General features: G+C 63.6%; 24 protein-coding genes. 15 read left to right on the top strand and 9 right to left on the bottom strand.

Annotated features, from left to right (window positions below):
• The first annotated feature begins 303 nt into the window (after nt 1-303).
• The 7 genes from QMA15_RS09215 to QMA15_RS09185 all read left to right on the top strand — a co-directional run bounded on the left by QMA15_RS09215 (nt 304) and on the right by QMA15_RS09185 (nt 7,958).
• Nucleotides 304-1,851 carry an NlpC/P60 family protein gene (locus tag QMA15_RS09215; RefSeq protein WP_030245593.1) on the top strand — a complete coding sequence of 516 codons (1,548 nt, stop codon included), beginning with the start codon at nt 304-306 and terminating at the stop codon, nt 1,849-1,851.
• 228 nt (nt 1,852-2,079) lie between these two features.
• Complete coding sequence (locus tag QMA15_RS09210; RefSeq protein ID WP_290284201.1) at nt 2,080-3,183, top strand: MoxR family ATPase; 1,104 nt, start codon at nt 2,080-2,082, stop codon at nt 3,181-3,183.
• The gene (locus QMA15_RS09205) at nt 3,180-4,172 is read left to right on the top strand and encodes a DUF58 domain-containing protein (protein WP_020969608.1); all 993 of its coding nucleotides are present in this window, start codon (nt 3,180-3,182) and stop codon (nt 4,170-4,172) included. The genes QMA15_RS09210 and QMA15_RS09205 overlap by 4 nt, the downstream gene beginning before the upstream one ends.
• The gene (locus tag QMA15_RS09200) at nt 4,169-5,149 is read left to right on the top strand and encodes a VWA domain-containing protein (protein WP_019748426.1); all 981 of its coding nucleotides are present in this window, start codon (nt 4,169-4,171) and stop codon (nt 5,147-5,149) included. The genes QMA15_RS09205 and QMA15_RS09200 overlap by 4 nt, the downstream gene beginning before the upstream one ends.
• Nucleotides 5,150-5,219: 70 nt before the next feature.
• Nucleotides 5,220-5,969 carry a 3-oxoacyl-ACP reductase FabG1 gene (fabG1, locus tag QMA15_RS09195; protein WP_007727875.1) on the top strand — a complete coding sequence of 250 codons (750 nt, stop codon included), beginning with the start codon at nt 5,220-5,222 and terminating at the stop codon, nt 5,967-5,969.
• A 54-nt stretch (nt 5,970-6,023) separates the two neighbouring features.
• Nucleotides 6,024-6,821: an NADH-dependent enoyl-ACP reductase InhA gene (gene inhA, locus QMA15_RS09190; protein WP_003944803.1), complete on the top strand. Its 798-nt coding sequence runs from the start codon at nt 6,024-6,026 to the stop codon at nt 6,819-6,821.
• A 72-nt stretch (nt 6,822-6,893) separates the two neighbouring features.
• Entirely contained in the window at nt 6,894-7,958 is a 1,065-nt protein-coding gene (locus QMA15_RS09185) for a ferrochelatase (RefSeq protein ID WP_279163905.1), read from the top strand.
• A gap of 17 nt (nt 7,959-7,975) precedes the next feature.
• Here the strand turns inward: QMA15_RS09185 and QMA15_RS09180 are convergent, their stop codons facing one another.
• Together QMA15_RS09180 and QMA15_RS09175 are read right to left on the bottom strand one after the other, a co-directional pair.
• Nucleotides 7,976-8,584: a hypothetical protein gene (locus QMA15_RS09180; protein ID WP_019748428.1), complete on the bottom strand. Its 609-nt coding sequence runs from the start codon at nt 8,582-8,584 to the stop codon at nt 7,976-7,978.
• A gap of 106 nt (nt 8,585-8,690) precedes the next feature.
• Nucleotides 8,691-9,032: a metallopeptidase family protein gene (locus QMA15_RS09175; protein WP_003944783.1), complete on the bottom strand. Its 342-nt coding sequence runs from the start codon at nt 9,030-9,032 to the stop codon at nt 8,691-8,693.
• 77 nt (nt 9,033-9,109) lie between these two features.
• Between QMA15_RS09175 and QMA15_RS09170 the strand changes: the two genes are divergently transcribed.
• Nucleotides 9,110-9,601 (top strand): hypothetical protein, encoded by a 492-nt coding sequence (locus QMA15_RS09170; protein ID WP_021332996.1) that lies wholly within the window; start codon nt 9,110-9,112, stop codon nt 9,599-9,601.
• 181 nt (nt 9,602-9,782) lie between these two features.
• On the top strand, nt 9,783-11,549 hold the full coding sequence (locus QMA15_RS09165) for an enoyl-CoA hydratase-related protein (RefSeq protein ID WP_228118218.1): 1,767 nt from the start codon (nt 9,783-9,785) through the stop codon (nt 11,547-11,549).
• Here the strand turns inward: QMA15_RS09165 and QMA15_RS09160 are convergent.
• Nucleotides 11,539-12,330, bottom strand: coding sequence for a hypothetical protein (locus tag QMA15_RS09160; protein WP_020969612.1), 792 nt, complete (start codon nt 12,328-12,330; stop codon nt 11,539-11,541). The genes QMA15_RS09165 and QMA15_RS09160 overlap by 11 nt on opposite strands.
• A 67-nt stretch (nt 12,331-12,397) precedes the next feature.
• Between QMA15_RS09160 and QMA15_RS09155 the strand changes: the two genes are divergently transcribed.
• Genes QMA15_RS09155 through QMA15_RS09145 form a run of 3 tightly spaced genes read left to right on the top strand, consistent with a single transcriptional unit; the run spans nt 12,398 to nt 14,982 of the window.
• Nucleotides 12,398-13,225: a DUF3097 domain-containing protein gene (locus tag QMA15_RS09155; RefSeq protein ID WP_003944813.1), complete on the top strand. Its 828-nt coding sequence runs from the start codon at nt 12,398-12,400 to the stop codon at nt 13,223-13,225.
• 42 nt (nt 13,226-13,267) lie between these two features.
• Nucleotides 13,268-13,699 (top strand): NfeD family protein, encoded by a 432-nt coding sequence (locus QMA15_RS09150; RefSeq protein ID WP_113683626.1) that lies wholly within the window; start codon nt 13,268-13,270, stop codon nt 13,697-13,699.
• Nucleotides 13,699-14,982 (top strand): SPFH domain-containing protein, encoded by a 1,284-nt coding sequence (locus QMA15_RS09145; RefSeq protein ID WP_003944935.1) that lies wholly within the window; start codon nt 13,699-13,701, stop codon nt 14,980-14,982. Before QMA15_RS09150 ends, QMA15_RS09145 begins: the two co-directional genes overlap by 1 nt.
• A gap of 36 nt (nt 14,983-15,018) precedes the next feature.
• On the opposite strand, the gene QMA15_RS09140 is transcribed toward QMA15_RS09145, so the two are convergent.
• From QMA15_RS09140 to QMA15_RS09130, 3 genes are read right to left on the bottom strand one after another with little or no spacing between them, the layout of a single operon-like run.
• A complete protein-coding gene (locus tag QMA15_RS09140; protein ID WP_003944797.1) occupies nt 15,019-15,552 on the bottom strand; it encodes a hypothetical protein in 534 nt (177 codons plus the stop codon).
• A gap of 55 nt (nt 15,553-15,607) precedes the next feature.
• Complete coding sequence (locus QMA15_RS09135; RefSeq protein WP_003944858.1) at nt 15,608-16,204, bottom strand: hypothetical protein; 597 nt, start codon at nt 16,202-16,204, stop codon at nt 15,608-15,610.
• A gap of 31 nt (nt 16,205-16,235) precedes the next feature.
• Nucleotides 16,236-16,943 (bottom strand): TVP38/TMEM64 family protein, encoded by a 708-nt coding sequence (locus QMA15_RS09130; RefSeq protein ID WP_166655130.1) that lies wholly within the window; start codon nt 16,941-16,943, stop codon nt 16,236-16,238.
• 423 nt (nt 16,944-17,366) lie between these two features.
• Between QMA15_RS09130 and mutA the strand changes: the two genes are divergently transcribed.
• From mutA to meaB, 3 genes are read left to right on the top strand one after another with little or no spacing between them, the layout of a single operon-like run.
• Complete coding sequence (gene mutA / locus QMA15_RS09125) at nt 17,367-19,262, top strand: methylmalonyl-CoA mutase small subunit (protein WP_279163904.1); 1,896 nt, start codon at nt 17,367-17,369, stop codon at nt 19,260-19,262.
• The gene (gene scpA / locus QMA15_RS09120) at nt 19,259-21,511 is read left to right on the top strand and encodes a methylmalonyl-CoA mutase (protein WP_279163903.1); all 2,253 of its coding nucleotides are present in this window, start codon (nt 19,259-19,261) and stop codon (nt 21,509-21,511) included. The genes mutA and scpA overlap by 4 nt, the downstream gene beginning before the upstream one ends.
• A gap of 17 nt (nt 21,512-21,528) precedes the next feature.
• Complete coding sequence (meaB, locus tag QMA15_RS09115; RefSeq protein ID WP_003945003.1) at nt 21,529-22,521, top strand: methylmalonyl Co-A mutase-associated GTPase MeaB; 993 nt, start codon at nt 21,529-21,531, stop codon at nt 22,519-22,521.
• Between the two features lie 61 nt (nt 22,522-22,582).
• On the opposite strand, the gene QMA15_RS09110 is transcribed toward meaB, so the two are convergent.
• From QMA15_RS09110 to QMA15_RS09100, 3 genes are all read right to left on the bottom strand, one after another.
• A complete protein-coding gene (locus QMA15_RS09110) occupies nt 22,583-23,530 on the bottom strand; it encodes a sulfite exporter TauE/SafE family protein (RefSeq protein WP_019748438.1) in 948 nt (315 codons plus the stop codon).
• 230 nt (nt 23,531-23,760) lie between these two features.
• Nucleotides 23,761-24,795, bottom strand: a complete 1,035-nt coding sequence (locus tag QMA15_RS09105; RefSeq protein WP_259120881.1) for a nucleoside hydrolase — start codon at nt 24,793-24,795, stop codon at nt 23,761-23,763.
• Entirely contained in the window at nt 24,788-25,264 is a 477-nt protein-coding gene (locus QMA15_RS09100; protein ID WP_019748441.1) for an OsmC family protein, read from the bottom strand. The genes QMA15_RS09105 and QMA15_RS09100 overlap by 8 nt, the downstream gene beginning before the upstream one ends.
• Nucleotides 25,265-25,295: the final 31 nt, after the last annotated feature.

The raw sequence follows: 25,295 nt of genomic DNA, 5'->3' as shown, positions 1-25,295 counted from the left end.
ACGCTTGAGTGTCGTACGGTACAACTGGCACTTTTTGGGGAAGAAGTGTCGCAGACAGGCTGATGTTGTTCGACGCGTACTTGTCGGTTGCCTTGTTCTCGAGGTGTCGACGGTGGCGTTCGTACGGCACGTCCAGGTCGACGAGCAGCTCTCGGGCTGTGGGCGACCGGTGCTTGGTCTGCGCATTCCCTCCCCGCACGGATCGGCGACCCAGCGGGCCGTGGCGTTACACGCGAGGGAGAGTTATTTGTGAGGCAAGTAACACGTGGCGGCGAGTCCCGTCGTGGTCCTTCCCGTAAGTCGATGCGCCTGGCGCAACTGGTCATCGGATTCGGCATTGTCGGGTCCCTGATCGTCGGTACGCCCGCCATGTCCTCGGCCGTACCACCGCCGCCGCCGAATCCGAGTGACTCGGACATCGCTGCGGCCGATTCGCAGGTCTCGTCGAGCGTCGGCACCGTCAGCGCGCTCATCAATCAAGTCGCATCGGCCAACGAACAGTTGTCGGCACTCGACAACGAAGTTGCGATCAAGCGTGAAGACGTCAACAAGACGCTCGTGGATCTGCAGAACGCTCGCGGCGCCGCAGACACCGCAGCGCAGGCCGTCGGCGTCACCAAACAAGCTCTTAAGGACGCGTCGGCGCAGATCGAGGTCGCTCAGACGGACTTCGACAAGTACGCACGCTCGAGCTACGTCAAGGGCACCAACACCGCGTCCATCTCGTCGTTCCTCGACGCCAAGGGCCCGGGCGACGTCCTCGACCGCGCGCAGGTCCTCAAACTGCTCGCCAATACGCAGAGCGCAGTGCTTGACGGTCTCCAACGAGCACGTACCGAGCAGGCGAACAAGGACTCCGCGACCCGCCAGGCAAAGCAGCAGGCCGACGCCGCCGCCGAGGTCGCGGCACAACTGAAGGATCTGGCCGAGCAGGCGATTCAGATCGCGCGCAACGCTCTCGATCAGCAGGTTGCCAAGAAGGCCGCGATCGAAGCCGAGCGGAACTCCGCTCAGGCTCAGCTCGACGCCGCCCGCAATGCAGTCGCAGGTTTGCAGGGCCAACGCCAGGCGTATGCGACGTGGGACGAGCAGCGTCGCGCCGAGGAAGCTCATCAGAAGGCTCTCGAAGCTGCCGCCAAGGAAGCTGCCGCACAGGCTGCTGCCCGCGCAGCTGCCGACCAGGCCGCCAAGGATCGAGCTGCAGCACTGGCAGCGGCTCAGCGTCCGCACACCGCTGTGGAAGACCCGACTCCGACCGTCATCCCGGACGACGACGACACCTGGACTGACGAGGAAACCGGGACCGACGAGGAAACAGGCACGGACGAAGAGACCGGTACCGAAGAGGAAACGGTCACGACGCCCAAGCCCACCACCCCCAAGCCGACGACGCCGAAGCCCAGCACGCCGAAGCCTTCCGTTACCGGAAGCGCTGCAATCGAATCCGTCATCGACCGCGGAATGTCTCAGCTCGGCGTGCAGTACGCCTGGGGCGGCGGCGACGAAAACGGTCCGACGCGAGGCATCCGTGACGGCGGCGTCGCCGACAGTTACGGCGACTTCAACAAAGTCGGGTTCGACTGCTCGGGCTTGATGATCTACGCCTTCGCCGGCATCGGAATCTCGCTGCCGCACTACACCGGCTATCAGTACACCGCGGGCACGCAGGTTCCGTCTTCGGAGATGAAACGCGGCGACATGATCTTCTACGGCCCCAACGCCAGCCAGCACGTGGCGCTCTACCTCGGTAACGGGCAGATGCTCGAGGCACCACAATCCGGTTCGAGTGTCATGGTCTCCCCGGTTCGCTGGGGCGGAATGACGCCGTACGCCGTCCGACTGGTGTCCTGACCGTCAGAGGAAATGCCGCTGACACCCGCATTGTCAGGGAACTATCAAGTTCCCGACGTGGTGTTACGGCATCGAGCGCAACTACCTGGAATAGTTGACGGGGAACACGTTACTGTCGGTACTTTTCTAGGTGAAAGCGATGGATTCTTGGTGACCTCACGTGAAGATTCGGTCGGAACGGTCGACGTAAGCAAGGCGAGCGGAAGTGCGGACGGAGCAGCACCTTCCCTGGCAGCCGACGTTCAGACCTTGGAACGAGCGATCTACGAGGTCAAGCGAGTCATCGTCGGGCAGGACCGGCTTGTCGAGCGCATTCTCGTCGGACTTCTCGCCAAGGGTCACGTCCTCCTCGAAGGCGTACCCGGTGTCGCCAAGACGCTGGCCGTCGAGACTTTCGCGAAGGTCGTCGGCGGTTCGTTCTCCCGCGTCCAGTTCACCCCCGACCTGGTGCCAACCGACCTCATCGGCACGCGCATCTACCGTCAGGGCCGCGAGGAGTTCGACACCGAACTCGGACCCGTCGTCGCCAACTTCGTGTTGGCCGACGAGATCAACCGTGCCCCGGCCAAGGTGCAGTCCGCGCTCCTCGAGGTGATGGCAGAACGCCACGTCTCGATCGGTGGCAAGCGGTACCACATGCCCGATCCGTTCCTGGTGATGGCGACGCAGAACCCCATCGAGAACGAGGGTGTCTATCCGCTCCCCGAGGCGCAGCGCGACCGCTTCCTGTTCAAGATCCTCGTCGACTACCCGACTGTCGAGGAAGAACGCGAAATCGTCTACCGGATGGGTGTGGCAGCCCCGGAGCCGCACCAGATCCTCGGTCCGGAGGAGTTGGTCAGGCTCCAACGCGTCGCCAGCAACGTCTTCGTCCACCACGCGCTCGTCGACTACGTTGTCCGGGTCATCGCCGCTACGCGTACGCCGCGTGAGGTCGGACTCGAGGACGTCGCGGGCTGGATCGCGTACGGCGCCTCACCCCGCGCGACGCTCGGCATCATCGCCGCGTCGCGGGCTCTCGCTCTGGTCCGCGGCCGCGACTACGTCGTGCCGCAGGACGTCATCGAGGTGATCCCGGACGTGTTGCGCCACCGCCTCGTTCTCTCCTACGACGCCATGGCCGACGAGGTGACTCCCGACGCGGTCATCGCCAGGGTGCTGCAGACCGTCGGACTGCCGCAGATCGCCGCGCGGCCGGTTCCCACCGTTCCCGGTCCGCCTCAGCAGGGCGCACCGCAGGCACCTCAGTTCAACGCACAGGGCACCGCAGTCAATCCACAGGGAAACGGCGCGCCGATCGTGACCGCTGAGACGATGAGTCGCCCGCAGTGACCGAAGGCCGCGACGGTGGCCAGGCGACACCCGCCGGAACCACCGGTTCTCCGCCGTCGTTCCGATCCGGCGAGCTCAGCGATCCCAAACTCACCGCTGCGCTGCGCACCCTCGAGCTGACGGTTCGTCGTCGCCTCGACGGTGTGCTGCACGGCGATCACCTCGGCCTGATTCCCGGCCCGGGTTCCGAACCGGGTGACGCCCGCGAGTATCAGCCGGGCGACGACGTGCGGCAGATGGATTGGTCCGTGACCGCGCGGACGACGCACCCACACGTGCGCCAGTCGGTCGCGGATCGTGAGCTCGAGACGTGGCTTGTCATCGACCTGTCTGCAAGTCTCGACTTCGGGACCGCTGGATGCGAGAAGCGCGACCTGGTTGTCGCCGCAGCCGCGGCGATCACTCACCTGACCAGTTCGGGCGGTAACCGCGTCGGCGCCATCATCTCGACGGGCGCCCAGACAACTCGAATTCCGGCCCGCGGTGGGCGCATTCACGCACAGGCGATGCTCCGCAAGATCGCGACGACTCCGCACGCTCCGGACGGGGTACGCGGTGATCTGGTCGGCGCGATCGAAGCGCTCAGACGGCCACAGCGTCGGCGCGGACTCGCGGTCGTCATCAGCGACTTCCTCGGGCCGATCGACTGGGAACGCTCGCTGCGCGCCATTTCGGGACGTCACGACGTGCTCGGCGTCGAGGTGGTAGATCCGCGCGACCTCGAACTTCCGGACGTCGGCGACGTTGTGCTCCACGATCCCGAGTCCGGCCGGACCAGAGAATTCACCACGACGCCGCAACTGCGCGCCGACTTCGCCAGAGTCGCCGCCGAGCACCGCGTCGAGGTCAGGCAAGCTCTACGTCGTTGTGGCGCACCGCTCATGTCCCTGCACACCGATCGGGACTGGATCGCCGACGTCGTGAGATTCATCTCGGCACGCCGCCACAGTTATGGTGCCGGCGCCGGAACTGGGGGCGTTCGTTCGTGAGTCTTTCTCAATTCACCGCACCGTGGTGGCTGCTGTTCCTCGCTGTCATTGCCGCGTTGGTGGTCGGTTACGTACTCGTACAGAAGCAGCGAGCCAAGCACACACTTCGGTTCACGAACTTCGCACTGTTGGAGAAGGTGGCGCCTTCGCGGCCCGGGCGGTGGCGTCATATTCCGGCGATTCTGATGGTCGTCGCATTGGTGTTCTTCACCGTCGCCCTTGCCGGTCCGACGGCAGACAAGAAGGTCCCGCGAAACCGTGCCACGGTGATCCTCGTGATCGACGTGTCGCTGTCGATGCAGGCCACCGACGTCGAGCCGACGCGATTGGCAGCAGCGCAGGAAGCTGCGAAGTCGTTCGCCGACGGTCTGACTCCCGGCATCAACCTCGGGTTGGTCGCATTTGCCGGAACCGCTTCGGTTCTGGTGTCGCCCACCACGAATCGTGACGCGACGAAGGTCGCCATCGACAACCTCAAGCTCAGTGAGCGAACGGCGACGGGCGAAGCGATCTTCACCTCGTTGCAGTCGATCGACACGCTGTCGGCTGTTCTCGGCGGCAGCGATCAGGCGCCACCGGCGCGCATCGTGTTGCTGTCCGACGGTAAGCAGACCGTTCCCGAGAACTCGGACGATCCGAGGGGCGGATTCACCGCTGCCCGTCAGGCCAAGGACAAGGGCGTTCCGATCTCGACCATTTCCTTCGGAACGACATACGGGCGAGTCGAGATCGAAGGAGACCGAATCCCCGTCCCGGTCGACGATGCGTCGCTGAAGGAGATCGCCAACCTGTCCGGCGGAAGTTTCTTCACGGCATCGAGCCTCGAAGAACTGCGCCAGGTGTACGACACGCTCGAAGAGCAGATCGGTTTCGAGACGACACGAGGCGATGCGAGTCGACCGTGGTTGGTCCTCGGCGTCGTGTTCGCGACCGCTGGTCTGACGATTGCCCTGGTACGCAGGCAGCGTCTGCCCTGATCGAGAGCAGTTCCGAATTGTCCAAATACCGCTGGTACGCGGCCCGCAGAGAATTGATAGGTTGATCGCCATGTCTACCCCTCCCACGACAGTGGTTTCCGAACGGACCGTCACCACACCGCGCTCGGTGCTCGTCACCGGCGGTAACCGCGGAATCGGCTTGGCCGTCGCTCAGCGGCTCGCCGCAGACGGCCACAAGGTAGCCGTCACGCACCGCGGTTCCGGTGTCCCCGAAGGGTTGTTCGGCGTCGTTTGCGACGTCACCGACACCGAGTCGATCGACCGTGCATTCAAAGAGGTCGAAGCGCACCAGGGGCCGGTCGAGGTCATCGTCGCCAATGCCGGCGTCACCGACGACACACTGATCATGCGAATGAGCGAAGAGCAGTTCACGAGCGTCGTCGACGCGAACCTCACCGGTACGTTCCGCCTCTCGAAGCGTGCGACCCGGTCGATGCTGCGCGCGCGTTTCGGACGCTTCATCTTCCTCGGTTCGGTGGTGGGTCTGGCGGGACAAGCCGGCCAGGTCAACTACGCCGCGTCCAAGGCAGGCATCGTCGGTATCGCTCGTTCCCTGACAAGGGAACTCGGCTCGCGTTCGATCACCGCCAACGTCGTCGCACCGGGTTTCATCGAGACCGACATGACGGCAGCACTGGGCGACGACGTGAAGGACAAGGCCACCGAGTTCATCCCGTTGCAGCGGACCGGAAAGCCGGAAGATGTTGCAGCAGTTGTCAGTTTCCTCGCCTCCGACGATTCGGCATACGTCTCGGGTGCAGTCATCCCCGTCGACGGCGGACTCGGCATGGGGCACTGACCCGCTTTTCGCACACACACCTTTCTCGTACGTCTGAAATCAGGAGGACATCTCATGGGCGGTTTGCTCGAGGGTAAGACCATTCTTGTCACCGGCATCATCACCGATTCGTCGATCGCGTTCCACGTGGCCAAGGTCGCGCAGGAGCAGGGTGCGAAGGTGCTGATCACCGGATTCGATCGTCTGCGCCTCATCGATCGCATCGCCCAGCGACTGCCGCAGCCCGTGCCGCCGGCAATCTCGCTCAACGTCCAGAGCTCGGAGGATCTCGCATCTCTCGCCGAGCGTGTGCGCGAGCTGGCTCCCGAGGGTATCGACGGCGTGGTCCACTCGATCGGCTTCGCTCCCCGCTCCTGCCTGGGAAGCCCGTTCATGGACGCGCCGTGGGAAGACGTGGCGGTCGCACTCGAGGTGTCCGCATACTCGTACAGCGCACTGGCCAAGGCCTTGCTGCCGGTGCTCAACGACAACGCGTCCATCGTCGGAATGGACTTCGATCCGGCACGCGCAATGCCCTTCTACAACTGGATGGGTGTCTCCAAGGCAACCCTCGAGGCCGTCAACCGTTACGTGGCCAAAGAGGTGGGCGTCCGCGGCATCCGCTCGAACCTGGTGTCCTCCGGCCCGATCAAGACCCTGGCCGCCAAGGCCATTGCCGGCGACAGCACCGGTCCGGGCGCGGAGTTGGACAAGCTGAACACCGCATGGGACGGTGCTGCGCCCATCGGCTGGGACGTCGACGATCGCGAGCCGGTCGCCAAAACGGTCTGCACCGTTCTCTCGGATTGGTTGCCCGGCACGACCGCGTCGATCATCTACGTCGACGGCGGCTTCCACGCGATGGTCGGCTAGTAGCACCCCTTCTACTACACAGGTGAGTACCCGGGTGACCCCCGCCGAACGGCATCACGCAAGATTGAACTCATGACCGCAAGTATGGACATGCAGTTCGATGCTCTTCTCGTTTTGTCGTTCGGCGGTCCCGAAAAACCCGAAGACGTGCGACCGTTCCTCGAAAACGTCACGCGCGGTAGGGGAGTGCCACCGGAGCGGCTCGACGCCGTTGTCGAGCACTACATGCATTTCGGTGGAGTTTCGCCCATCAACGCGCTCAACCGAGACCTGATCGAACGGGTCGAAGGTGAGTTGGCAGCAGCCGGCGTGGACCTGCCCGTGTACTTCGGCAACCGCAACTGGCACCCGATGGTCGAAGACACCGTCGCCAAGATGCGCGAGGACGGTGTCCGCAATGCCGCCGTGTTCGCCACGTCGGCGTGGGGCGGTTACTCGGGGTGTCGGCAGTACCACGAGGACATCGTCCGTGCCCGTGAAGCCGTCGGTGACGGCGCACCGACGCTGACAAAACTTCGCCAGTACTACGACCATCCGCTCGTCGTCGGCGCGTTCGCCGACGGTGTGCGCGCGGCCCGCGCAGAGTTGCCCGAAGCGACTCGCGATACCGCGCGCCTGGTGTTCACGGCGCATTCGGTCCCGAGTGCCGCAGACCGCAATGCAGGGCCGCCGGCAGAGGGCGGAAACCTCTACAGCCGACAGGTTGCCGAGGCTGCGAAGTTGGTTGCCGAGGCCGTCGGCGTCGAAGATTTTGATCTGGTGTGGCAGTCGCGATCAGGCCCGCCGCAGGTTCCGTGGCTCGACCCCGACATCTGTGATCACCTGGATACGCTGTCCGCCAAGGACGTTCGCGCCGTGATCGTGTGTCCTGTCGGTTTCGTCTCCGATCACCTCGAAGTGGTGTGGGACCTGGACACCGAGGCCAAGGACAAGGCGGCCGAACTCGGTATGGATTTCGTGCGCGCAGCGACACCCGGCCGCGATCAGCGTTTTGCGCATCTGGTGCCCACGCTCGTTCGGGAACTGGCCGACGCCGAGCAGCCACTGCGATTGGGGGTCGAGCCGCTGCTCGGCTCGACCACCAACGGTCTCTCGTGTGCGGTGAACTGCTGCGCGGCCGTTCAGCGCCCCCGCTGACGGAAGCTTTCCGACGCTCAGGAGTTCGGCTGCTTCAGCTTTCCGCAGGGTCCCGGAACGGTGGACGTGCTGCGTGAGGTGAGGAGCGTCTCGACGATCTGTCGATCCTCGGGGCTCAGTGACGGGTCGATGAAGTTGAGCTTGGGCGCCCCCAGTTCGCGGACTCGCCCGGCGAGGGTCGCTACAAATGACACTCGTTCTTCGTCATCGTCGTTGACGTCGTGGATCTGCAGCACCGACACCGGAAACTTGCGCAGCGTCACAGGCAGGAAGCGGGCGCCGAGCACATGGTCGACGTTGAATCCCGCCCACTGCCCCTGGTTGGCTTCCACGCATTCGGCGTCGGAGTGAATTGCGCTCTCGCCGATGTACTTACGGGCGGGGAGCATCTTCTTCGGTGCTAGTTCGGATGCACCTTGCTGCAGCACGGGAAAGTCGCCGTCCGAGTACAACCAGGGTTGGTTGGCCATCGAGATCAACCGGCCGGCGTCCAGATCCGGGAGATAGCGAGACTTGAGGAGAAACGCAACGCTGTCGACCGAGATGCCCAGCAGTTCGGCGGCCTTCTGTCGGCTCATCGCAAACGTCGGGGCATTCTTCGGGGCGATCTGGATCAAATTGACCATGCGAACTCCTGTAAGTGTTCAATTGTTGCGGGTTTGGTACAGCTGACATGACAATTCGCCGATTATCAACCTCTAGCTGATTTCCGACTTGTAGATGAGTCGGTTGTCACCATCCGAGTTCACGCAACCGGGGATCTCCGATCCCGAAGTGGTGGCCGATTTCGTGGATCACGGTTCGGCGAACTTGCTCGATCACCTCGTCTTCGGTGCTGCAGATCGCACAGATGGCCCTGCGGTAGATCGTGATGCGGTCGGGGAGGACGCCGGCGTACGTGGTGGTTCTCTTGGTCAGTGGGATGCCCTGATACAACCCGAGCAACCCCGGTCGTCCCCCTTCGAGTTGAACGGTCACCGCGACGTTGGCCATCTCCGCACCCAACTTCGGGGGCAGACTGTCGAGCGCCCGCTTGACCATGTCCTCGAACTGACTGTCGTCCACGTCGATCATCTGCCCATTGTGCGTGCGAGGGCGGGATCCGGGTGTGTCCATGTGGAAACAGTGCAGCTTACGGCTATGTTCATTGCGTGGCCGAAGACCTCTATCACCGTTACGAATTCACATTCATCGTTCAGATGCTGACAGTCTCGCAAGAGCAGGCGATCGAAGAGAGCTTGGGCGGAAAGGTCGAGGACCGGCGTGGACTGCAGTTGCTGACGCTCACCTCGGAAGGTATGCGAGCGGCGACGACGGCTATCACCGTGGTCGACCAGTTGGTGGCTGCAGGCGTGCGTCCCCAGCGGACGCATCCCGATTTGGTGTCACGTCAGGACATTGCCGACCGTGCGGGAGTGACGAGGCAGGCTGTCGGACAATGGGTGCGAGGGGTCCGGCAGGCGGCCACTCCCTTTCCGATTCCGTACAACTCGGTCGCCGGGGGGATCTGGTTCTGGGGCGATGTCCTGGATTGGTTGCGCCGTCAGGGGTACGGCCAGGACACCGGTTTGCGCTACCCGACGCTGGACGAACATATTCGCATCGACCGCCATATCGCGATCAATCACAAGACTGCGGGTTGACCGATCAATCGGTTTGCCTGAAAATAGCTATTGAAACAAACCGACGGTAGGTATAAAGTCCCTAAATACCTCAATCAATCTATCGGTGCGTCGGTCCTGCTCTGGGGGGAGTTCGGTCTGCGCTGCAGATACCCGAGCATGCGAGCAGGAATCCATGGTTTCGACCCCCGAAGTTAGACCGATGCCCAAATCGGCCGCACTCACGACTTCTGTGGCTATTTCCAGCGCTGGAGCAACGACGAAGCTACGCGAAGATGCAACGGGCAGGGGTCGTCTGCGAGCGGCGACGGCGGCGCTGTTCCGGCGCTCACGCCCACGCGCGGCTTCCGCGCCACCGTTGAGCGTGCTTCTTCTCGTCACCTCCGACAATGGTCTCTCGCAGCGGGCTGGTCTTGTTCTTCGCGAGGCGGGGCACCAAGTCCGCACCGCCGTCGTCGCCGACGCGGACGCAGTGCTGGCCGCGACGTCTGCGGGAGATTTTGATCTCATCATCTGCCCGTTTCTGAAAGCCTATGTACCGGAATCTATTTGGCAGCGGTGGACAACGATCATCATCCATCCCGGCCCGCCCGGTGATCGCGGACCGTCGTCGCTGGACTGGGCGATAACGGATGGCGAACCGATCTGGGGAGTGACCGCGTTGCAGGCCGCCGAGGAACTCGATGCCGGAGCGGTGTGGGCGTGGCGGACATTCGAACTCCAGAGCGGTGTAACCAAATCTTCGGTATACAACGAGGCAGTCACCGACGCGGCGATGGAGTGCATTACGGAGGTCGTCGAACATTTCCGTACTCCTGACTTCAAGGCGATCCCATCGGACCGAGTTGCGCGGCCCGTGGCATCGGCCCGATCGAGGCCCAGCATGAAACAGGCCGATCGCGTTTTCAGCTGGGAGGAAGACGCGTCGAGCATCGTCCGCGCCGTCAACGCCGCCGACGGGTTTCCCGGCGTCGCCGTTCAGTTGGGGCTCGACCGGGTCTACGTCTACGACGCTCACCCCGATACCCACGTCGATGCAGCGCCCGGCACAATTGTCGAGTACTTCCACCAGGCGATACGTGTCGCCACCGGTGCGGGCTCCGTATGGATCGGACATGCGCGGCTCGTCGGCGCCGGCAATGTCAAACTTCCGTCGACCGCGGTCGTACGTCCGGACGTGTTCGTTCCACAGGTCTGGGAGAGTCGTTACCCCGAGACCGACTATCACCGCGACGGCGAAATCGGATATCTCTCGTTCCGCTTCTACAACGGTGCTATGAGTACGAAGCAATGCGCCCGACTGGCCGCCAGGCTCCGCTGGGCGATCGCGCAGGACACCAAGATCCTTGTCCTGACGGGTGACTACGACAGATTCAGCAACGGTATCCACCTCAACGTCATCGAGGCAGCGTCGGATCAAGCCGGAGAAGCGTGGGCCAACATCAAAGCCATCAACGAGATCGCGAAAGCGATCGTCACCTGTACGGAACAGGTTGTGGTGGCGGCATTCACAGGCAACGCCGGTGCCGGCGGGGTCATGCTCCCGCTTGGAGCCGACGTAGTCGTGGCCAGGGACGGTGTGGTTCTCAATCCTCATTACGCCACGATGGGCCTGTTCGGCTCGGAACTGCACACGTACACATTTCCGGCTCGGGTCGGCGAGGAGCAGGCCCGCAGCCTGCTGGCCGAGTGCAGTGCGATCGGTATCCGTCGAGCCTTGGACATCGGACTTGTCGACGCGATCGGCCCCAGACGGCCGGATCTGTTCGAGGCGTGGTTGCTCGAGGTCGCCACCGACTTGCTCGAAGGAGATCGGATGGAATCGATGCTGGAGCGCAAACGTCTTCGACTGGAACGTGATCCGGTGGAGCCCTACGAGGAGCGTGAGCTCGAAGAGATGAAGATCGACATGTTCGGTGACCGCAACGGGTTTGCCGAGAAACGCCGGAACTTCGTGCTCAAGCTCTGATCGACACGCTGTTCGCCGACGCGACACGGGCAGTGCGAACGACGTCCCACAGTCGTCGCAGCAGGTCGTCACGCCTCTGCGCAGTGGACACGCTCGGGGCCTGATTGGTCGAGACCGACGCAGCGACGGTAAGAATGGCTGCCACGTTGTCGGCGGTGTCGATCACCTGTAGATGCCGAGGTGACAGTGTCGACGGCCAGCGGTACCCGGCCTGGGCCTGCAGCGCTTCGGCGACCAGCGTACGAGCGTCGCCCCCAGGCATTCCGGTGGCTACGGCCGGAAGCCCGCCGAGCACCTCCGCTGCGTCCCGAACAGCCTGGCGCAGTTCGTATTCGGCTTCACGGAGTCCGATCGATTCGGCGCTGCCCGCCACAGCGGGAATGGAGAAAACCGTCCACCGCAAGACGTCCGGACCTTCCTGCGACGGCACGAGGCCGACTCCCGGCTTGCCGACGGCGCCGATCTGTATCCCTTCACCCGTTGCGATCGCAGCGCGTGCGAACTCGGTGCCAGTGGGCAGGCCACGTACATCGCCGGCCGTAGGAAGGACCAGGCGGACTTCAGCAGCCTCCGAGCGGGCGATTCTCAACAGGGTGGACACACCCGAAGCCGTGACTCCCGGCCACTCGAGATCGTGGCGGACCGCGGTTTCCGCATCGGCGGCGCCGATCAGGTGCATCGGCGCCCACGCGGCAAGGGCGTCGATGACGTCGTCCGGCGCAGCGTCGCCCGCGAGCCATGACGCTGCCCACACGGTGAGGGTTGCGCTGGGAGAACTCATGACCGTGAAGTTTAGTTCGGCGTGGCGACATGCGCGGCCCCGGCGTTGTGACCTAGCGTGATCCGGCGTGAGCGGTGGCAACGGATACGGTGACATTTTTGCGGGTCATACCCGCAAACAGAAGCGCGTGACGCCTGAAGTGGCGGCCGAACGTGATCTTGTCGTCGAGGATGCGGCGACAGGATTCTGCGGTGCGGTAGTCGGTTTCGAGCGCACGTACGACGGCGATTTCGTGCGACTCGAGGACGGGCGTTCCCGGACGCGGTTGTTCGCGATGCGCGAGGCGGCCTTCCTCATCGACGGCTCACCGGTCACCCTCGTTCGCCCGGCCCCCAAGCCCGCGTCCACCAAACCCGCACGATCGGCTTCGGGTTCGACCCGAGTCGAAGGCTTACGTGCACGCACGGCACTGCCCAGCCGGATCTGGGTGGAGGGAGTACACGATGCTGCCCTCGTCGAGCGGGTGTGGGGCCATGACCTTCGCGTCGAAGGTGTTGTCGTCGAACATCTCGAAGGGCTCGACAATCTGGGGGAGCGGCTTGCCGAATTCGGGCCGGGCCCCGGCCGCCGTGTCGGTGTCCTCGTCGACCACCTGGTCACCGGTTCCAAGGAAACCCAACTGACTCAGGGCCTCGGCCCGAACGTGTTGGTGACCGGACATCCGTACATCGACGTGTGGGAGGCCGTTCGTCCCAAATCTGTCGGAATCGCCTCCTGGCCGAAGATTCCACGCGGCGAGGATTGGAAGACGGGAATCTGCCGCGAACTGGGCTGGGGGACACCTCAGGAGGGCTGGCGGCGGGTCTACAACTCGGTCGAGAGCTTCCGCGATCTGGAAGCTCCCTTGATCGGTGCCGTCGAACAACTTGTCGATTTCGTTACCGAGCCGAACTGACGTAGCGGCGGCCTGGGTCACACATTCTGGTTAGATGGTGTTGTGGCTGCACTTATTTGGCTGATCGGAGCACTGGTGCTCGCCGGGGCCGAAGCGCTGGTGGGGGATTTCTTCCTGCTGATGCTCGCCGGTGGGGCGCTCGCTACTGCCGGTGTCAGTGCTGTCACCGACTTCCCGGTGTGGGTCGACGCCGTCATGTTCGGAGTGTTCTCCGCCGCCCTCGTCCTGGGCGTGCGACCGATCATGTTGCGTCGCTTCGGTAGTCCGCCACCGACCCCGACCGGAATTCAGGCACTCGAAGGTAAACACGCTCTGGTTCTGGAAGAAGTGGGCGAGCATTCCGGGCAGATCAAGTTGGACGGCGAGGTGTGGACTGCCAGGCCGTACGACACCACCGAGGTGTACCCGCCGGGCACCAAGGTGACGGTGATGGAAATCAACGGCGCAACAGCAGTCGTCTGGAGGGGACCTTAATGGCAGCACTCATAGTGCTCGGTGTGTTGGTGCTATTCGTGATCTTGGTGGTCGCGAAGTCGGTAGCACTGGTACCGCAGGCAGAAGCCGCGGTGATCGAGCGGCTCGGTAGGTATTCGAAGACGGTGTCCGGTCAGCTCACATTCTTGATCCCGTTCGCCGATCGTGTGCGCGCCAAGGTGGATCTTCGTGAGCGGGTGGTCTCCTTCCCACCGCAACCGGTGATCACCCAGGACAACCTGACACTGTCCATCGACACGGTGGTGTACTTCCAGGTCACCAATCCGCAAGCTGCGGTGTACGAGATCAGCAACTACATCGCTGCCGTCGAGCAGTTGACAACCACGACGCTGCGAAACGTCGTCGGCGGAATGACCCTCGAAGAGACGCTGACCTCGCGTGATTCCATCAATGGTCAGCTTCGTGGTGTCCTCGACGAGGCGACCGGCCGCTGGGGCCTGCGAGTGGCCCGCGTCGAACTCAAGAGCATCGATCCTCCGCCCTCCATCCAGGAGTCGATGGAAAAGCAGATGAAGGCGGACCGCGAGAAGCGCGCGATGATTCTGACGGCTGAAGGCCACCGCGAATCCGCTATCAAGACAGCCGAGGGTGCCAAGCAGAGCCAGATTCTTTCCGCCGAGGGCAACAAGCAGGCCTCGATCCTCAATGCCGAGGGTGAGCGTCAGTCCCAGATTCTTCGGGCTCAAGGTGACCGCGCGGCCAAGTACTTGCAGGCCCAAGGCGAGGCCAAGGCCATCGAGAAGGTCTTTGCTGCTATCAAGTCCGGTAAGCCGACTCCGGAATTGCTTGCATACCAGTATCTTCAGACCTTGCCGCAGATGGCGCAAGGCGATGCGAACAAGGTGTGGCTCGTGCCCAGCGACTTCGGTGACGCACTGAAGGGATTTGCGAAAACGCTTGGCGCGCAGGGGCAGGACGGTGTCTTCCGTTACGAGCCGCCGGCCGCCGAAGAGAATCTTCCCAACCCTGAGGACGATTCAGCTGAGGTGGCGGAGTGGTTCGAAACGAAATCCGATCCGGCTATCGCAGAAGCAGTCCGCGCCGCTGAAGTTGCTGCACGTACTCCCGTCGAAGATCCGGCAGCTGCGGTCAGGCACCTCCGTGAAAGTGCGCCCGAGCAGCCCGGATTCGTAGATCCCGCGCTGCCGCAGCAGAGTGAAAATCCTTGGCCCGGTCAGCTACCGCTGCCGTCCGAACGCGAAGAGTTCCAGCAGAAGTACCCCTACCAGGATCAGCCGCCGGAGGGCGGCCAGCGCCGGTAGGCTCCTCTCGTAGTAATCGGGACGGGCACTCGTCACCTACGTGATGAGTGCCCGTCCCGTTCCGCATACAGCGATCGCCCAGAGGACACTGACGAAAGTTCCCATGATGAACTGCTCGGACGCGTGAGGTTCGCGAAGTTCCGGGTACCGTGCGAGCCCCTTGACTGCCAAGACGATCGCGATCCCCTCCGGCCAGGTTGCGAGAATCGACGCCGCCACCGCGAGCCGTTCGAGGATGCCGATCACACGTCCGCCGCGAAGAGGTCCGGCGTCCGGTGCCGGGCTCCCGTCCGGTTGGCGACGAGCGATCTTGAAGGTGGCAAGTACCAACGGTGCACCGGCCGTGGCGGCGGCAAGTACGCACAGGACAAGCGTCGCCCCGAGAGCGAAACCGGTGACCGGGGTCGTTCGGGTCGATGCCAGTGCGGCAACACCCAGCGCCGGAAGAGCCACCACGGACGACGCCCATTCGGGGACTTCCAGTCGACCACGACTGAGCGGTCCCAGTGCCGCTGCAACTGCTGGTGCCGCGGCGGCGACGGCGAGCGCGATCAACGCCAGAACGACCATGTATTCGAGCCCCCTGCTGTGTCGACGAGTTTGTACCGGTGCGAGCGTGAGCAGTCTAGGGCTGGAGTCTGACCAAAAGTCGTTCTGCGAGTCTGCGCCCGGCGAGTTCTGCGTGCCACCCGGCTGTCAGGAGTCGCTTGGACATGGCCTGTTTGGTGATTCCGAGGTGGGCCGCCGCGCTGACCTGAGTGAGTCCGCTGTCCATCAGAGCGATGGCTTCGCGTCCGTCCTTCGTCTGTCTCGTGACAATCGTTCCGAGCAAGGTGAACGCGGCATCGACATCGGCGGCGAGTTCGTCGCGTGAGCTGTCGGCCGGCGCCTGTTCGACGGCAATTCTGGCCGGAGCTCGCTTGGCTCGCTCGACGGCGATCCGAGCAGCTTCGAATGCCGGTCCGCGTCCGGCCCGGGTCTGCCGTGGGAGAGGCTGCTCGACGGGACCGATCCCGATCCCGACACTCCAGTGCTCGCGCCGAATCAGCTCGAGTGCGACGAGGACGAGTAGAGCCGGATCGTCGGTCACCGCTTGAATCTCGTCGCCCGCCGTGCGCTCGAACGGCCGCAGGAGCCTGCGATCGGCCATGTCGTCGATGATGTCCCCGACGCGGTCGACATCGCGTCGGCTACCTCGCTGATCCACTGTCAGTACGAACATTGGTCAATGCTAGATAGTTGACTGTCAATAGTCAATCGTTTTGGGTTGACTCAATCAAATCAACCTCTTGAGGTTGACCGCTGTCGACGATGGTTTCGCCCGGCGAAGGCTGACGGCGAGCGTCGAACACCAGACCGGCGATGCCGATCGCAATGCAGATCCCGGACAGAATCAGGAGACGAGGATCGGCTTCGCCGGAGAGCGCATCGCCCAGAACGACAATCCCAACAGTGCCGGGCAAGATGCCGACGACGGTGGCAAGGATGTAGGGCACGATCCGGATCGACGAAATGCCGCAGCAGTAGTTCACCACCGAGAAGGGGACAAACGCGATCAAGCGCAGAGAGCCGACGGCCAGCCACCCCCGCTTTTCGATCCGTTCGTCCACCCGCCGGATCGTCGGACTCGAAATCCGTTGCCACACGACGTCACGGCCGATCGCGCGGACCAGGTAGAGGGCCAGAACCGCGCTCACAGTCGTTGCCGCCACGGTAAGGGCGATGCCGGTCACCGAGCCGAAAAGAACCCCCGCACTGAGGGTGAAGACAGTGCGCGGGAACGGCGCGACGGTGACTATCGAATGAACCAGGAAGAACACGAGGGGAAACGCCGGGCCAACCGAGTCCGCCCACTCTCGCACCTGGGACACCGTGGGATGTGGGGCGAGGAGGGCTGCGAGGAACAAAGCGAGCACTACCAGGACTATTGCGATCAATCTTCGGTCCAGCAGGCGTCCCATCACAGGTCACAAGGCTACCTGCGAACGGTGAACCGGGCCGACTGCCGACCCGCAATCGTGAGTCGAACATTGCCACGGGGGCGGGAAAGCGAAGTGCTCCAGGCGACAATGAAACGGCGCTGTGACGAAAACCACTAGGCTTTCGGAGTGGCCTTCACCTGTAGTCCCGGCCAGTGAAACGAACTCGCGGGTAACCCGTAAACATGCTGAACAATCGCTAGGTAAGGGCCGGTCACACGTGCACGAACGACCGAATCTGCACGTCGTCTGACCGGTCGGAAAGTGGCCGCGAACAGCCCTGTGAAGAACATGACGTGATCCTCACGATATCTGGGCTCAACCGCGGGTTAGCATCACAGAACTAACGAACAAATCCGATTATCGGTAAAGCGCTCACGCAAAAAATGAGAGGGAGCGGACACAGTGTCATTAGCTTCAGAAGCCGAGGCTGTCGAGCAGGCGTACGCGGAGTGGCAGCGCTCCGTAGCCGGTGTGCTCGCCAAGTCCCGCAGAGTCGATGCGGCAGAGCTGGGCCCCGAGCCACAGAAACTGCTCGAAACCGTCACCTACGACGGTGTCACTGTCGCACCGCTCTACAGCCCACGCGACGAGCGTCCCGAGCAGAGCTTGCCGGGCACGTTTCCGTACGTGCGTGGCGTCGACGCTCACCGTGATGTCAATGCCGGTTGGTTGGTTTCCGCTGCATTCGGAACCGCTTCGGCGGCCGAGACTAATCGCGCCGTCCTGGACGCCCTCGAAAACGGAGTCAGCGCACTCTGGTTGAAGGTGGGCGCCGACGGCGTTCCGGTCACCGACCTCGCCGCTGCGCTCGAGGGCGTTCTTCTCGACCTCGCACCGCTCACGCTCGACGCAGGCGCCGAGGTGAACGATGCAGCCCGCGCACTATTCTCTCTCCTCGATGCTCGCGGCGAAGCCGGCGACGGCGTCAGTGATCGCAGCAGTATCCGAGTTCACCTCGGTGCAGCGCCGCTGACCAGTTCGTTCTCAGGCGCAGCCGACGTCGAATTTGCAGGCGCCGTCGAGTTGGCCGCCCTCGCTGCAGCTCGCGCGGAAACCGTGCACGCGATCACCGTCGACGGCACGGCCTTCCACAACGCGGGTGCCGGCGACGCCGAGGAACTCGGAGCCGCGATTGCCGCCGGACTCGAATACCTCCGCGCACTCACCGCAGAGAGCGGTCTGACCATCGGTGCTGCGTTGTCGCAGTTGGCTTTCCGCTACTCGGCAACCGACGATCAGTTCCAGACCATTGCGAAGTTCCGCGCCGCACGTCTCGTGTGGGCCCGCATCGCTCAGGTCTGTGGAGCTTCCGACTTCGGTGGAGCGCCGCAGCACGCAGTCACCTCCGCCGCGATGATGGCTCAGCGTGATCCCTGGGTGAACATGCTGCGCACGACCCTCGCCGCATTCGGCGCCGGCGTCGGCGGAGCAGATGCAGTGACTGTTCTTCCGTTCGACGTCGCCCTGGCCGACGGCACCCTCGGTGTCAGCAAGTCCTTCTCCTCGCGCATCGCGCGCAACACGCAGTTGCTTCTCCTCGAGGAGTCGCACCTGGGCCGCGTGCTCGATCCGTCGGCGGGCTCCTGGTACGTCGAGGACCTGACGCAGCAGATCGCCGCCACCGCGTGGGAGTTCTTCCAGGAAATCGAAGCAGCCGGCGGATATCTGGCGGCACTCGAAGCGGGAATCGTCTCCGGTCGTATCGCTGCCACGAAGGCCAAGCGCGACTCCGACATCGCACACCGTAAGACCACGGTCACCGGTGTCAACGAGTTCCCGAACCTCGGCGAAACGCCGCTGTCCGCCGAAGCCGTCGAGCCCGGCCAGTCCGTCGCCCGCTACGCAGCTGCATTCGAAGCGCTTCGTGACCGTTCGGACGCGTTCCTCGCCGCCGGCGGCGCCCGTCCCACTGCGCTTCTCGCGCCGCTGGGCTCGGTTGCAGAACACAACGTGCGCACCACGTTTGCGTCCAACCTGCTCGCTTCGGGTGGTATCGACGCAGTCAACCCCGGCCCCCTCGAGGTAAGCGCAGAAGCCATCTCCGCAGCCGTCAAGGCTTCCGGTGCCACCGTCGCGGTGCTGTGCGGCACGGACAAGCGCTACGGCGAGAGCGCCGCAGCGGCCGTCGCCGAACTTCGCGCTGCAGGCATCACCAAGGTGCTGCTCGCAGGACCGGAAAAGGCAGTCGCCGACGCGACCGGCGATTCTCGCCCGGACGGATTCCTCACAGCCCGCATCGACGCAGTGTCGGCTCTGACCGAACTGCTCGACTTCATCGAGACGGGAAGCTCCAAGTGACGACACGAGAGGTCAAGCACGTGATCGGCAGTTTCGCCGAGGTCCCACTCGAGGACCCGCAGTCTCCGGCACCCACACCGCCGTCGGTCGAGCAGGCACAGGCGCTCATCGAAGAGGGCGCAAACGCCAACAACTACGCCGCCGAGCAGGTTGTCTGGTCCACCCCGGAAGGCATCGACGTCAAGCCGGTGTACACCGGTGCGGACCGCACGGCCGCCGCCGAGTCCGGTTACCCGCTCGACAGCTTCCCGGGCGCAGCGCCGTTCCTGCGTGGTCCGTACCCGACCATGTACGTGAACCAGCCGTGGACCATTCGCCAGTACGCCGGATTCTCCACTGCCGCGGAGTCGAATGCGTTCTACCGTCGTAACCTCGCGGCCGGTCAGAAGGGCCTCTCGGTTGCCTTCGACCTCGCCACACACCGCGGCTACGACTCCGATCATCCTCGCGTTGCGGGTGACGTCGGAATGGCCGGTGTCGCAATCGATTCCATCCTCGACATGCGTCAGCTCTTCGACGGAATCGACCTCTCGCAGGTGTCGGTCTCGATGACGATGAACGGCGCTGTGCTCCCGATTCTCGCGCTGTACGTCGCTGCGGCAGGCGAGCAAGGCGTCACCCCGGACAAGCTGGCCGGAACGATCCAGAACGACATCCTCAAAGAGTTCATGGTTCGTAACACCTACATCTATCCGCCCAAGCCCTCGATGCGGATCATCTCGGACATCTTCGCGTACTCCAGCGCGGAAATGCCGAAGTACAACTCCATCTCCATCTCGGGCTACCACATCCAGGAAGCCGGAGCGACGGCCGATCTGGAACTGGCGTACACCCTTGCGGACGGCGTCGAGTACATCCGCGCCGGCCTCGACGCCGGTATGGACATCGACAAGTTCGCACCGCGCCTGTCCTTCTTCTGGGCCATCGGCATGAACTTCTTCATGGAGGTCGCCAAGCTCCGCGCCGGACGCCTCCTGTGGGCCGAGCTTGTTGCCAAGTTCGATCCCAAGAGCGCGAAGTCGCTCTCGCTGCGTACCCACTCGCAGACCTCGGGCTGGTCTCTGACCGCGCAGGACGTCTTCAACAACGTTCCGCGTACCTGCGTCGAAGCCATGGCTGCGACCCAGGGCCACACTCAGTCGCTGCACACCAACGCACTCGACGAGGCCATCGCACTGCCGACGGACTTCTCCGCCCGCATCGCCCGTAACACCCAGTTGCTGCTGCAGCAGGAATCCGGCACAGTGCGTCCCATCGACCCGTGGGGCGGCTCGTACTACGTCGAGTGGCTCACCAACGAACTCGCCAACCGGGCTCGTAAGCACATCGAAGAGGTCGAGGAAGCCGGCGGAATGGCTCAGGCCATCAACGAAGGCATCCCGAAGCTGCGCATCGAGGAAGCTGCCGCCCGCACCCAGGCACGCATCGACTCCGGTCGGCAGCCGCTCGTCGGCGTCAACAAGTACGTTCCCGACGAGGTCGACACCATCGAAGTTCTCAAGGTCGAGAACTCCAAGGTCCGCAAGGAACAGCTCGAGAAGCTGGTTCGCCTTCGCGCAGAACGTGATCCGGAAGCCGTCGAGGCCGCACTCGCGAACCTCACCCGCGCTGCCGGATCCACCGAAGGCGGCATGGAGAACAACCTCCTCGCCCTCGCTGTTGTCGCCGCCCGTGCGATGGCTACGGTCGGCGAGATTTCCGACGCCCTCGAAAAGGTGTACGGACGCCACCAGGCCGAGATCCGCACCATCAGTGGTGTGTACCGCGACGAGGCAGGAACGGTGAGCAACATCAGCAAGGCGATGGAACTGGTCGAGAAGTTCGCCGAGGACGAGGGACGTCGTCCCCGTATTCTCGTCGCGAAGATGGGCCAGGACGGTCACGACCGTGGCCAGAAGGTCATCTCCACGGCCTTCGCGGACATCGGATTCGACGTCGACGTCGGACCGCTGTTCCAGACCCCCGAAGAGGTCGCCAATCAGGCGGCCGACAACGACGTCCACGTAGTCGGTGTGTCGTCGTTGGCAGCCGGTCACCTCACCTTGGTTCCGGCGCTGCGGGAGGCTCTGGCTGCGGCCGGTCGACCCGACATCATGATCGTCGTCGGCGGCGTCATTCCGCCCGGTGACTTCGACGAACTCTACGAGGCCGGCGCTGCTGCCATCTTCCCGCCCGGAACCGTCATCGCCGACGCTGCCAGCGGATTGTTGGAGAAGCTCTCCGCCCAACTGGGTCACGACCACAGCTGAGAAGGGGGTCACTGAAGATGGCACGTCAGCCCATCGACATTGATTCCCTCGCCGAGGCGGTGCGCGGAAATCAGCGTGCCGGCCTCGCTCGGGCGATCACCCTCGTCGAGTCCACTCGCGACGACCACCGGGCCCTTGCACAGCAGCTTCTGCTGAAGTTGCTGCCCGAGGCCGGGGGAGCGCACCGGATCGGCATCACCGGCGTTCCCGGCGTCGGCAAGTCGACGTTCATCGACGCGCTCGGAATGTACTTGCTGGGCAAGGGACATCGGGTTGCGGTGTTGGCGGTCGATCCGTCGTCCACCCGCACCGGCGGCTCGATTCTCGGCGACAAGACACGCATGGCTCGGCTCACCGTCGAACCGAATGCGTACATCCGGCCGTCACCGACGTCCGGCACGCTCGGTGGTGTTGCCAAGGCAACCCGCGAGACCATCGTGCTTCTCGAAGCTGCCGGTTTCGACGTCATCCTGGTGGAGACGGTGGGTGTCGGCCAGTCCGAAGTCACTGTTGCCAACATGGTGGACTGCTTTACGTTCCTGACCCTCGCTCGTACCGGTGATCAGCTCCAGGGCATCAAGAAGGGTGTCCTCGAGCTCGCAGATCTGGTGGCGGTCAACAAGGCCGATGGAAAGCATGAGCGCGAGGCAAAGGGTGCTGCCCGCGAATTGGCCGGAGCGCTTCGCCTGATCTACCCGCACGACGCCATCTGGAAGCCGCCCGTCATCACGATGAGCGGCCTCGAGGGTGTCGGGCTGGACGAGTTCTGGGGAACTGTCACCAAACACCGTGAGGTGCTCACCGAAGCAGGACAGTTCGAGGAGAAGCGTCGCAAGCAACAGGTCGATTGGACCTGGACGATGGTCAACGATCAGCTATTACGCAGGCTCTCGAGCAACGATCGGGTGCGCGCGATCCGGGCCGACGTCGAGCAAAGCGTGCGTGACGGTTCGCTGACGGCAGCGTTGGCGGCGGGGCGAATTCTCGACGCGTTCGACGGAAGCAACTAGGGCGAAAAAACAAAATCCCGGGTATCCGAGCGCGGATACCCGGGATTTCTTCTGTGACGAGCTATCGTTCGCGTTTGACCGCAGGCTCGGTGAGTTCGTTCTCGACAGCGAGTTCGACTCCCGTGAAATCGCCTTCTGCCTCGGCTGGGGTGAGCGTGGACCGCTTCCACGCGTAAAACAGCAACGCTGCCCACGCGCCAAGAATGGCCAGGTAGCCGGCCACTGTGACCGCCCCGGTGATGTCGAAGGATTTGAACAGCTTCTGTGCGTTGGTCAACACGATGACGCCGCCCACCGCCGTTCCGAGCAAGGTTGCAGGCACGCGGCTGACCAGCCACGCCGCGAACGGGGCAGCGATGACACCGCCGAGCGCGAGACCGGCGACAACGAGGAGGTTTCCAGCAGACTCACGACCCAATCCGACAAGAAATCCCAGCGACGCGGCTGACGCGACCAGAAACTCCGAGGCGCTGACCGAGCCGATCACGGTGCGCGGCGCGGTCTTGCCCCGCGAGAGCAGCGTGCTGGTGGTGATCGGACCCCAACCACCACCGCCGGATGCATCGATGAAACCACCGAACAGGCCGAGTGGGGACAGGAAACGTGCAGTGTGCGGAGTGGTACGAGCATCCGCGACGGCCGGTGGGCGGACCGAAAAGCGAAGTGCCACATAGATACCGATGGCCAGCAGGATCGTCGCCGTGATGGGGACTGCCGCTTCGGTGGACAGACCCGATAGCACGGTTGCGCCGATGAATGCACCGACTGCGCCGGGCACACCGAGCTTGGCGACGAGCTTCCAGTCGATGTTCTTGAACTTCCAATGCGACACACCCGAAGCGAGGGTGGTGCCGACCTCGGCCAGGTGAACAGCGGCGCTGGCCTGAGCCGGACCGAGGCCACCGATCATCAACAGAGTGGTTGCGGTGACACCGAAGGCCATACCGAGGGCGCCGTCGACGAGCTGGGCGCCGACGCCGACAAGGGTGAACAAAAGAAGGTTGAACATGAGAAGACAGACTCCGAGCGAAGAAGCGACAAAGTCAGGGGTGCAGGCAGCGAGAATCGCCGCTCAGCAACACGCCTGATCGAAGCATGCGCTACGACGAGTGGGCCAGAACGCCATCAATCCGAGCGCAAATGCCGGGGAGGCATCGTGGCTGGAAATCTGCACGTCAGGTCCTTTGTTCTCGTTCGTTGGTGTTCTGTCCATGCGAGCATAGCCGGTGCCCGGCTCGGTCAACCCACGACGCGGGCGTAATTTCCCACTCGGTGGACAAGTCGATCAAAGAATTCCGCCGGATCGGTGCTGATCGCGATATCCGCGTTGGGCTCACGCTTCCAGTGCCCGACCCAGTCCGCGACCGTCGTTCCGATCAGCAGTGGACTCTCGGTTTCGACATCTACCGTTGCCGGCTTCAGCGTCGCCAAGCTCGGATCGAGCGCGACGGCAGCAGCAAAGGGATCATGCATGTGAGCAAGAAAGCCCTGGTCGTATTCACGATGGAATTCCATGTAGAACCGGATCGCGTCGGACATATGCCTGATCACGCTGTTGGACGCGGAACTGCGGACGTCGGGGCCGTCGTCAGGGGAGATGATCTCTTCCGGAGTGCTCCCGGCAGCGTCGGCGAGCCGACGCACATGTTCGGGGAACATCTCGATGGATTCGGTGACGTTGAGGCCGCAGATGATCGGGCGCCGGTGCGCGGGTACGACGGAGAACGCGTCGAACACCTCCTTGGCGGCGTGCGGATCCACCGAGACGTTCCACTCCGCGGTCGGCGTCGTGTTGCCCGGATAGTTGAACGACCCACCCATCACGACCAGTCGCTTCAGCAGAGACGGCAGATCGGGTTCACGTCTGATCGCCAGCGCAAGGTTGGTGAGCGGCCCCGTCACCAATCCGGTGAGTTGTCCGGGGTACTCACGCACGAGATCCACCCAGAGGTCGGTGGCCGTTCGGACCGAGCGCTTGCGACCCGAATCGGGGAGGACGGCATGGCCGATCCCTTGCGGACCGTGAGTCTCCTCGGTGGTGCGCAACGGGATGACCAGTGGCTCGCGGGCGCCGAGTGCAACCTCGATGTCCGGGGCGCCGCAGAGCGCAAGCCAGTTCAAGTTGTTGGCCGCGACCTGTTCCACCGGAACGTTGCCGGCGGTGCTCGCTATCCCCAGAATCTCGGCTTCGGGGCTGGCAAGGAGATAGAGAAGCGCCAACGAGTCGTCGATGCCGGTGTCGACGTCGACGATGAGCTTGTGCGTATCACTCATCGGTGGCCACCAGGATCGTCGGTGAATGCAGGACAGGGAAGTTGACCGACCGAGCGATGAAGCACTTCGTGTGTGCGGGGCCGTGAAGCTCCTCGGCCTTCTCGACCATCGACGCCTCCGCGACCAATACCGTCGGATTCAACGTCACTTCGATGAACTGGCCGCCGCCATCGGATTCCTCGATCATGCTGCCGACCGGCTGATCGCTGTAGTCGAGAACGACGACCCCAGCGGCAGCTGCCAGACCGAGGTACCAGAGCATGTGGCATTGGGCGAGGGAGGCAACGAGCAGTTCCTCGGGGTTCCATCGCTGCGCGTCACCGCGGAACGAGGGATCGGAGCTGCCGAGAAGTTCCGGCTTTCCGACCGCGGATATTGCATGATTGCGCGAATATCCCTGCGTGCTGGACGTTCCGGTTCCCAGATCGCCCGTCCACTGAAGGTCGAGTGTGTAGGTATGTGACTTCACAGGTCCATCTTGCCCTGAATGTGCCGGTCCC

The sequence above is a fragment of the Rhodococcus sp. APC 3903 genome, from assembly GCF_030407755.1.
Lineage (GTDB): Bacteria > Actinomycetota > Actinomycetes > Mycobacteriales > Mycobacteriaceae > Rhodococcus_F > Rhodococcus_F erythropolis.
The sequence above is the reverse complement of the archived record's forward strand: the minus strand, read 5'-3'. Positions and strand labels throughout refer to the sequence as shown.

What these genes read in the sequence shown, in the direction of transcription:
- QMA15_RS09215 (WP_030245593.1), top strand. Translation starts at nt 304, where the DNA reads ATGCGCCTGGCGCAACTGGTCATCGGATTCGGCATTGTCGGGTCCCTG.
- fabG1 (WP_007727875.1), top strand. Translation starts at nt 5,220, where the DNA reads ATGTCTACCCCTCCCACGACAGTGGTTTCCGAACGGACCGTCACCACA.
- inhA (WP_003944803.1), top strand. Translation starts at nt 6,024, where the DNA reads ATGGGCGGTTTGCTCGAGGGTAAGACCATTCTTGTCACCGGCATCATC.
- QMA15_RS09185 (WP_279163905.1), top strand. Translation starts at nt 6,894, where the DNA reads ATGACCGCAAGTATGGACATGCAGTTCGATGCTCTTCTCGTTTTGTCG.
- QMA15_RS09180 (WP_019748428.1), bottom strand. Translation starts at nt 8,584, where the DNA reads ATGGTCAATTTGATCCAGATCGCCCCGAAGAATGCCCCGACGTTTGCG.
- QMA15_RS09175 (WP_003944783.1), bottom strand. Translation starts at nt 9,032, where the DNA reads ATGATCGACGTGGACGACAGTCAGTTCGAGGACATGGTCAAGCGGGCG.
- QMA15_RS09165 (WP_228118218.1), top strand. Translation starts at nt 9,783, where the DNA reads ATGCCCAAATCGGCCGCACTCACGACTTCTGTGGCTATTTCCAGCGCT.
- QMA15_RS09160 (WP_020969612.1), bottom strand. Translation starts at nt 12,330, where the DNA reads ATGAGTTCTCCCAGCGCAACCCTCACCGTGTGGGCAGCGTCATGGCTC.
- QMA15_RS09145 (WP_003944935.1), top strand. Translation starts at nt 13,699, where the DNA reads ATGGCAGCACTCATAGTGCTCGGTGTGTTGGTGCTATTCGTGATCTTG.
- QMA15_RS09140 (WP_003944797.1), bottom strand. Translation starts at nt 15,552, where the DNA reads ATGGTCGTTCTGGCGTTGATCGCGCTCGCCGTCGCCGCCGCGGCACCA.
- QMA15_RS09135 (WP_003944858.1), bottom strand. Translation starts at nt 16,204, where the DNA reads ATGTTCGTACTGACAGTGGATCAGCGAGGTAGCCGACGCGATGTCGAC.
- QMA15_RS09130 (WP_166655130.1), bottom strand. Translation starts at nt 16,943, where the DNA reads ATGGGACGCCTGCTGGACCGAAGATTGATCGCAATAGTCCTGGTAGTG.
- meaB (WP_003945003.1), top strand. Translation starts at nt 21,529, where the DNA reads ATGGCACGTCAGCCCATCGACATTGATTCCCTCGCCGAGGCGGTGCGC.
- QMA15_RS09110 (WP_019748438.1), bottom strand. Translation starts at nt 23,530, where the DNA reads ATGTTCAACCTTCTTTTGTTCACCCTTGTCGGCGTCGGCGCCCAGCTC.
- QMA15_RS09105 (WP_259120881.1), bottom strand. Translation starts at nt 24,795, where the DNA reads ATGAGTGATACGCACAAGCTCATCGTCGACGTCGACACCGGCATCGAC.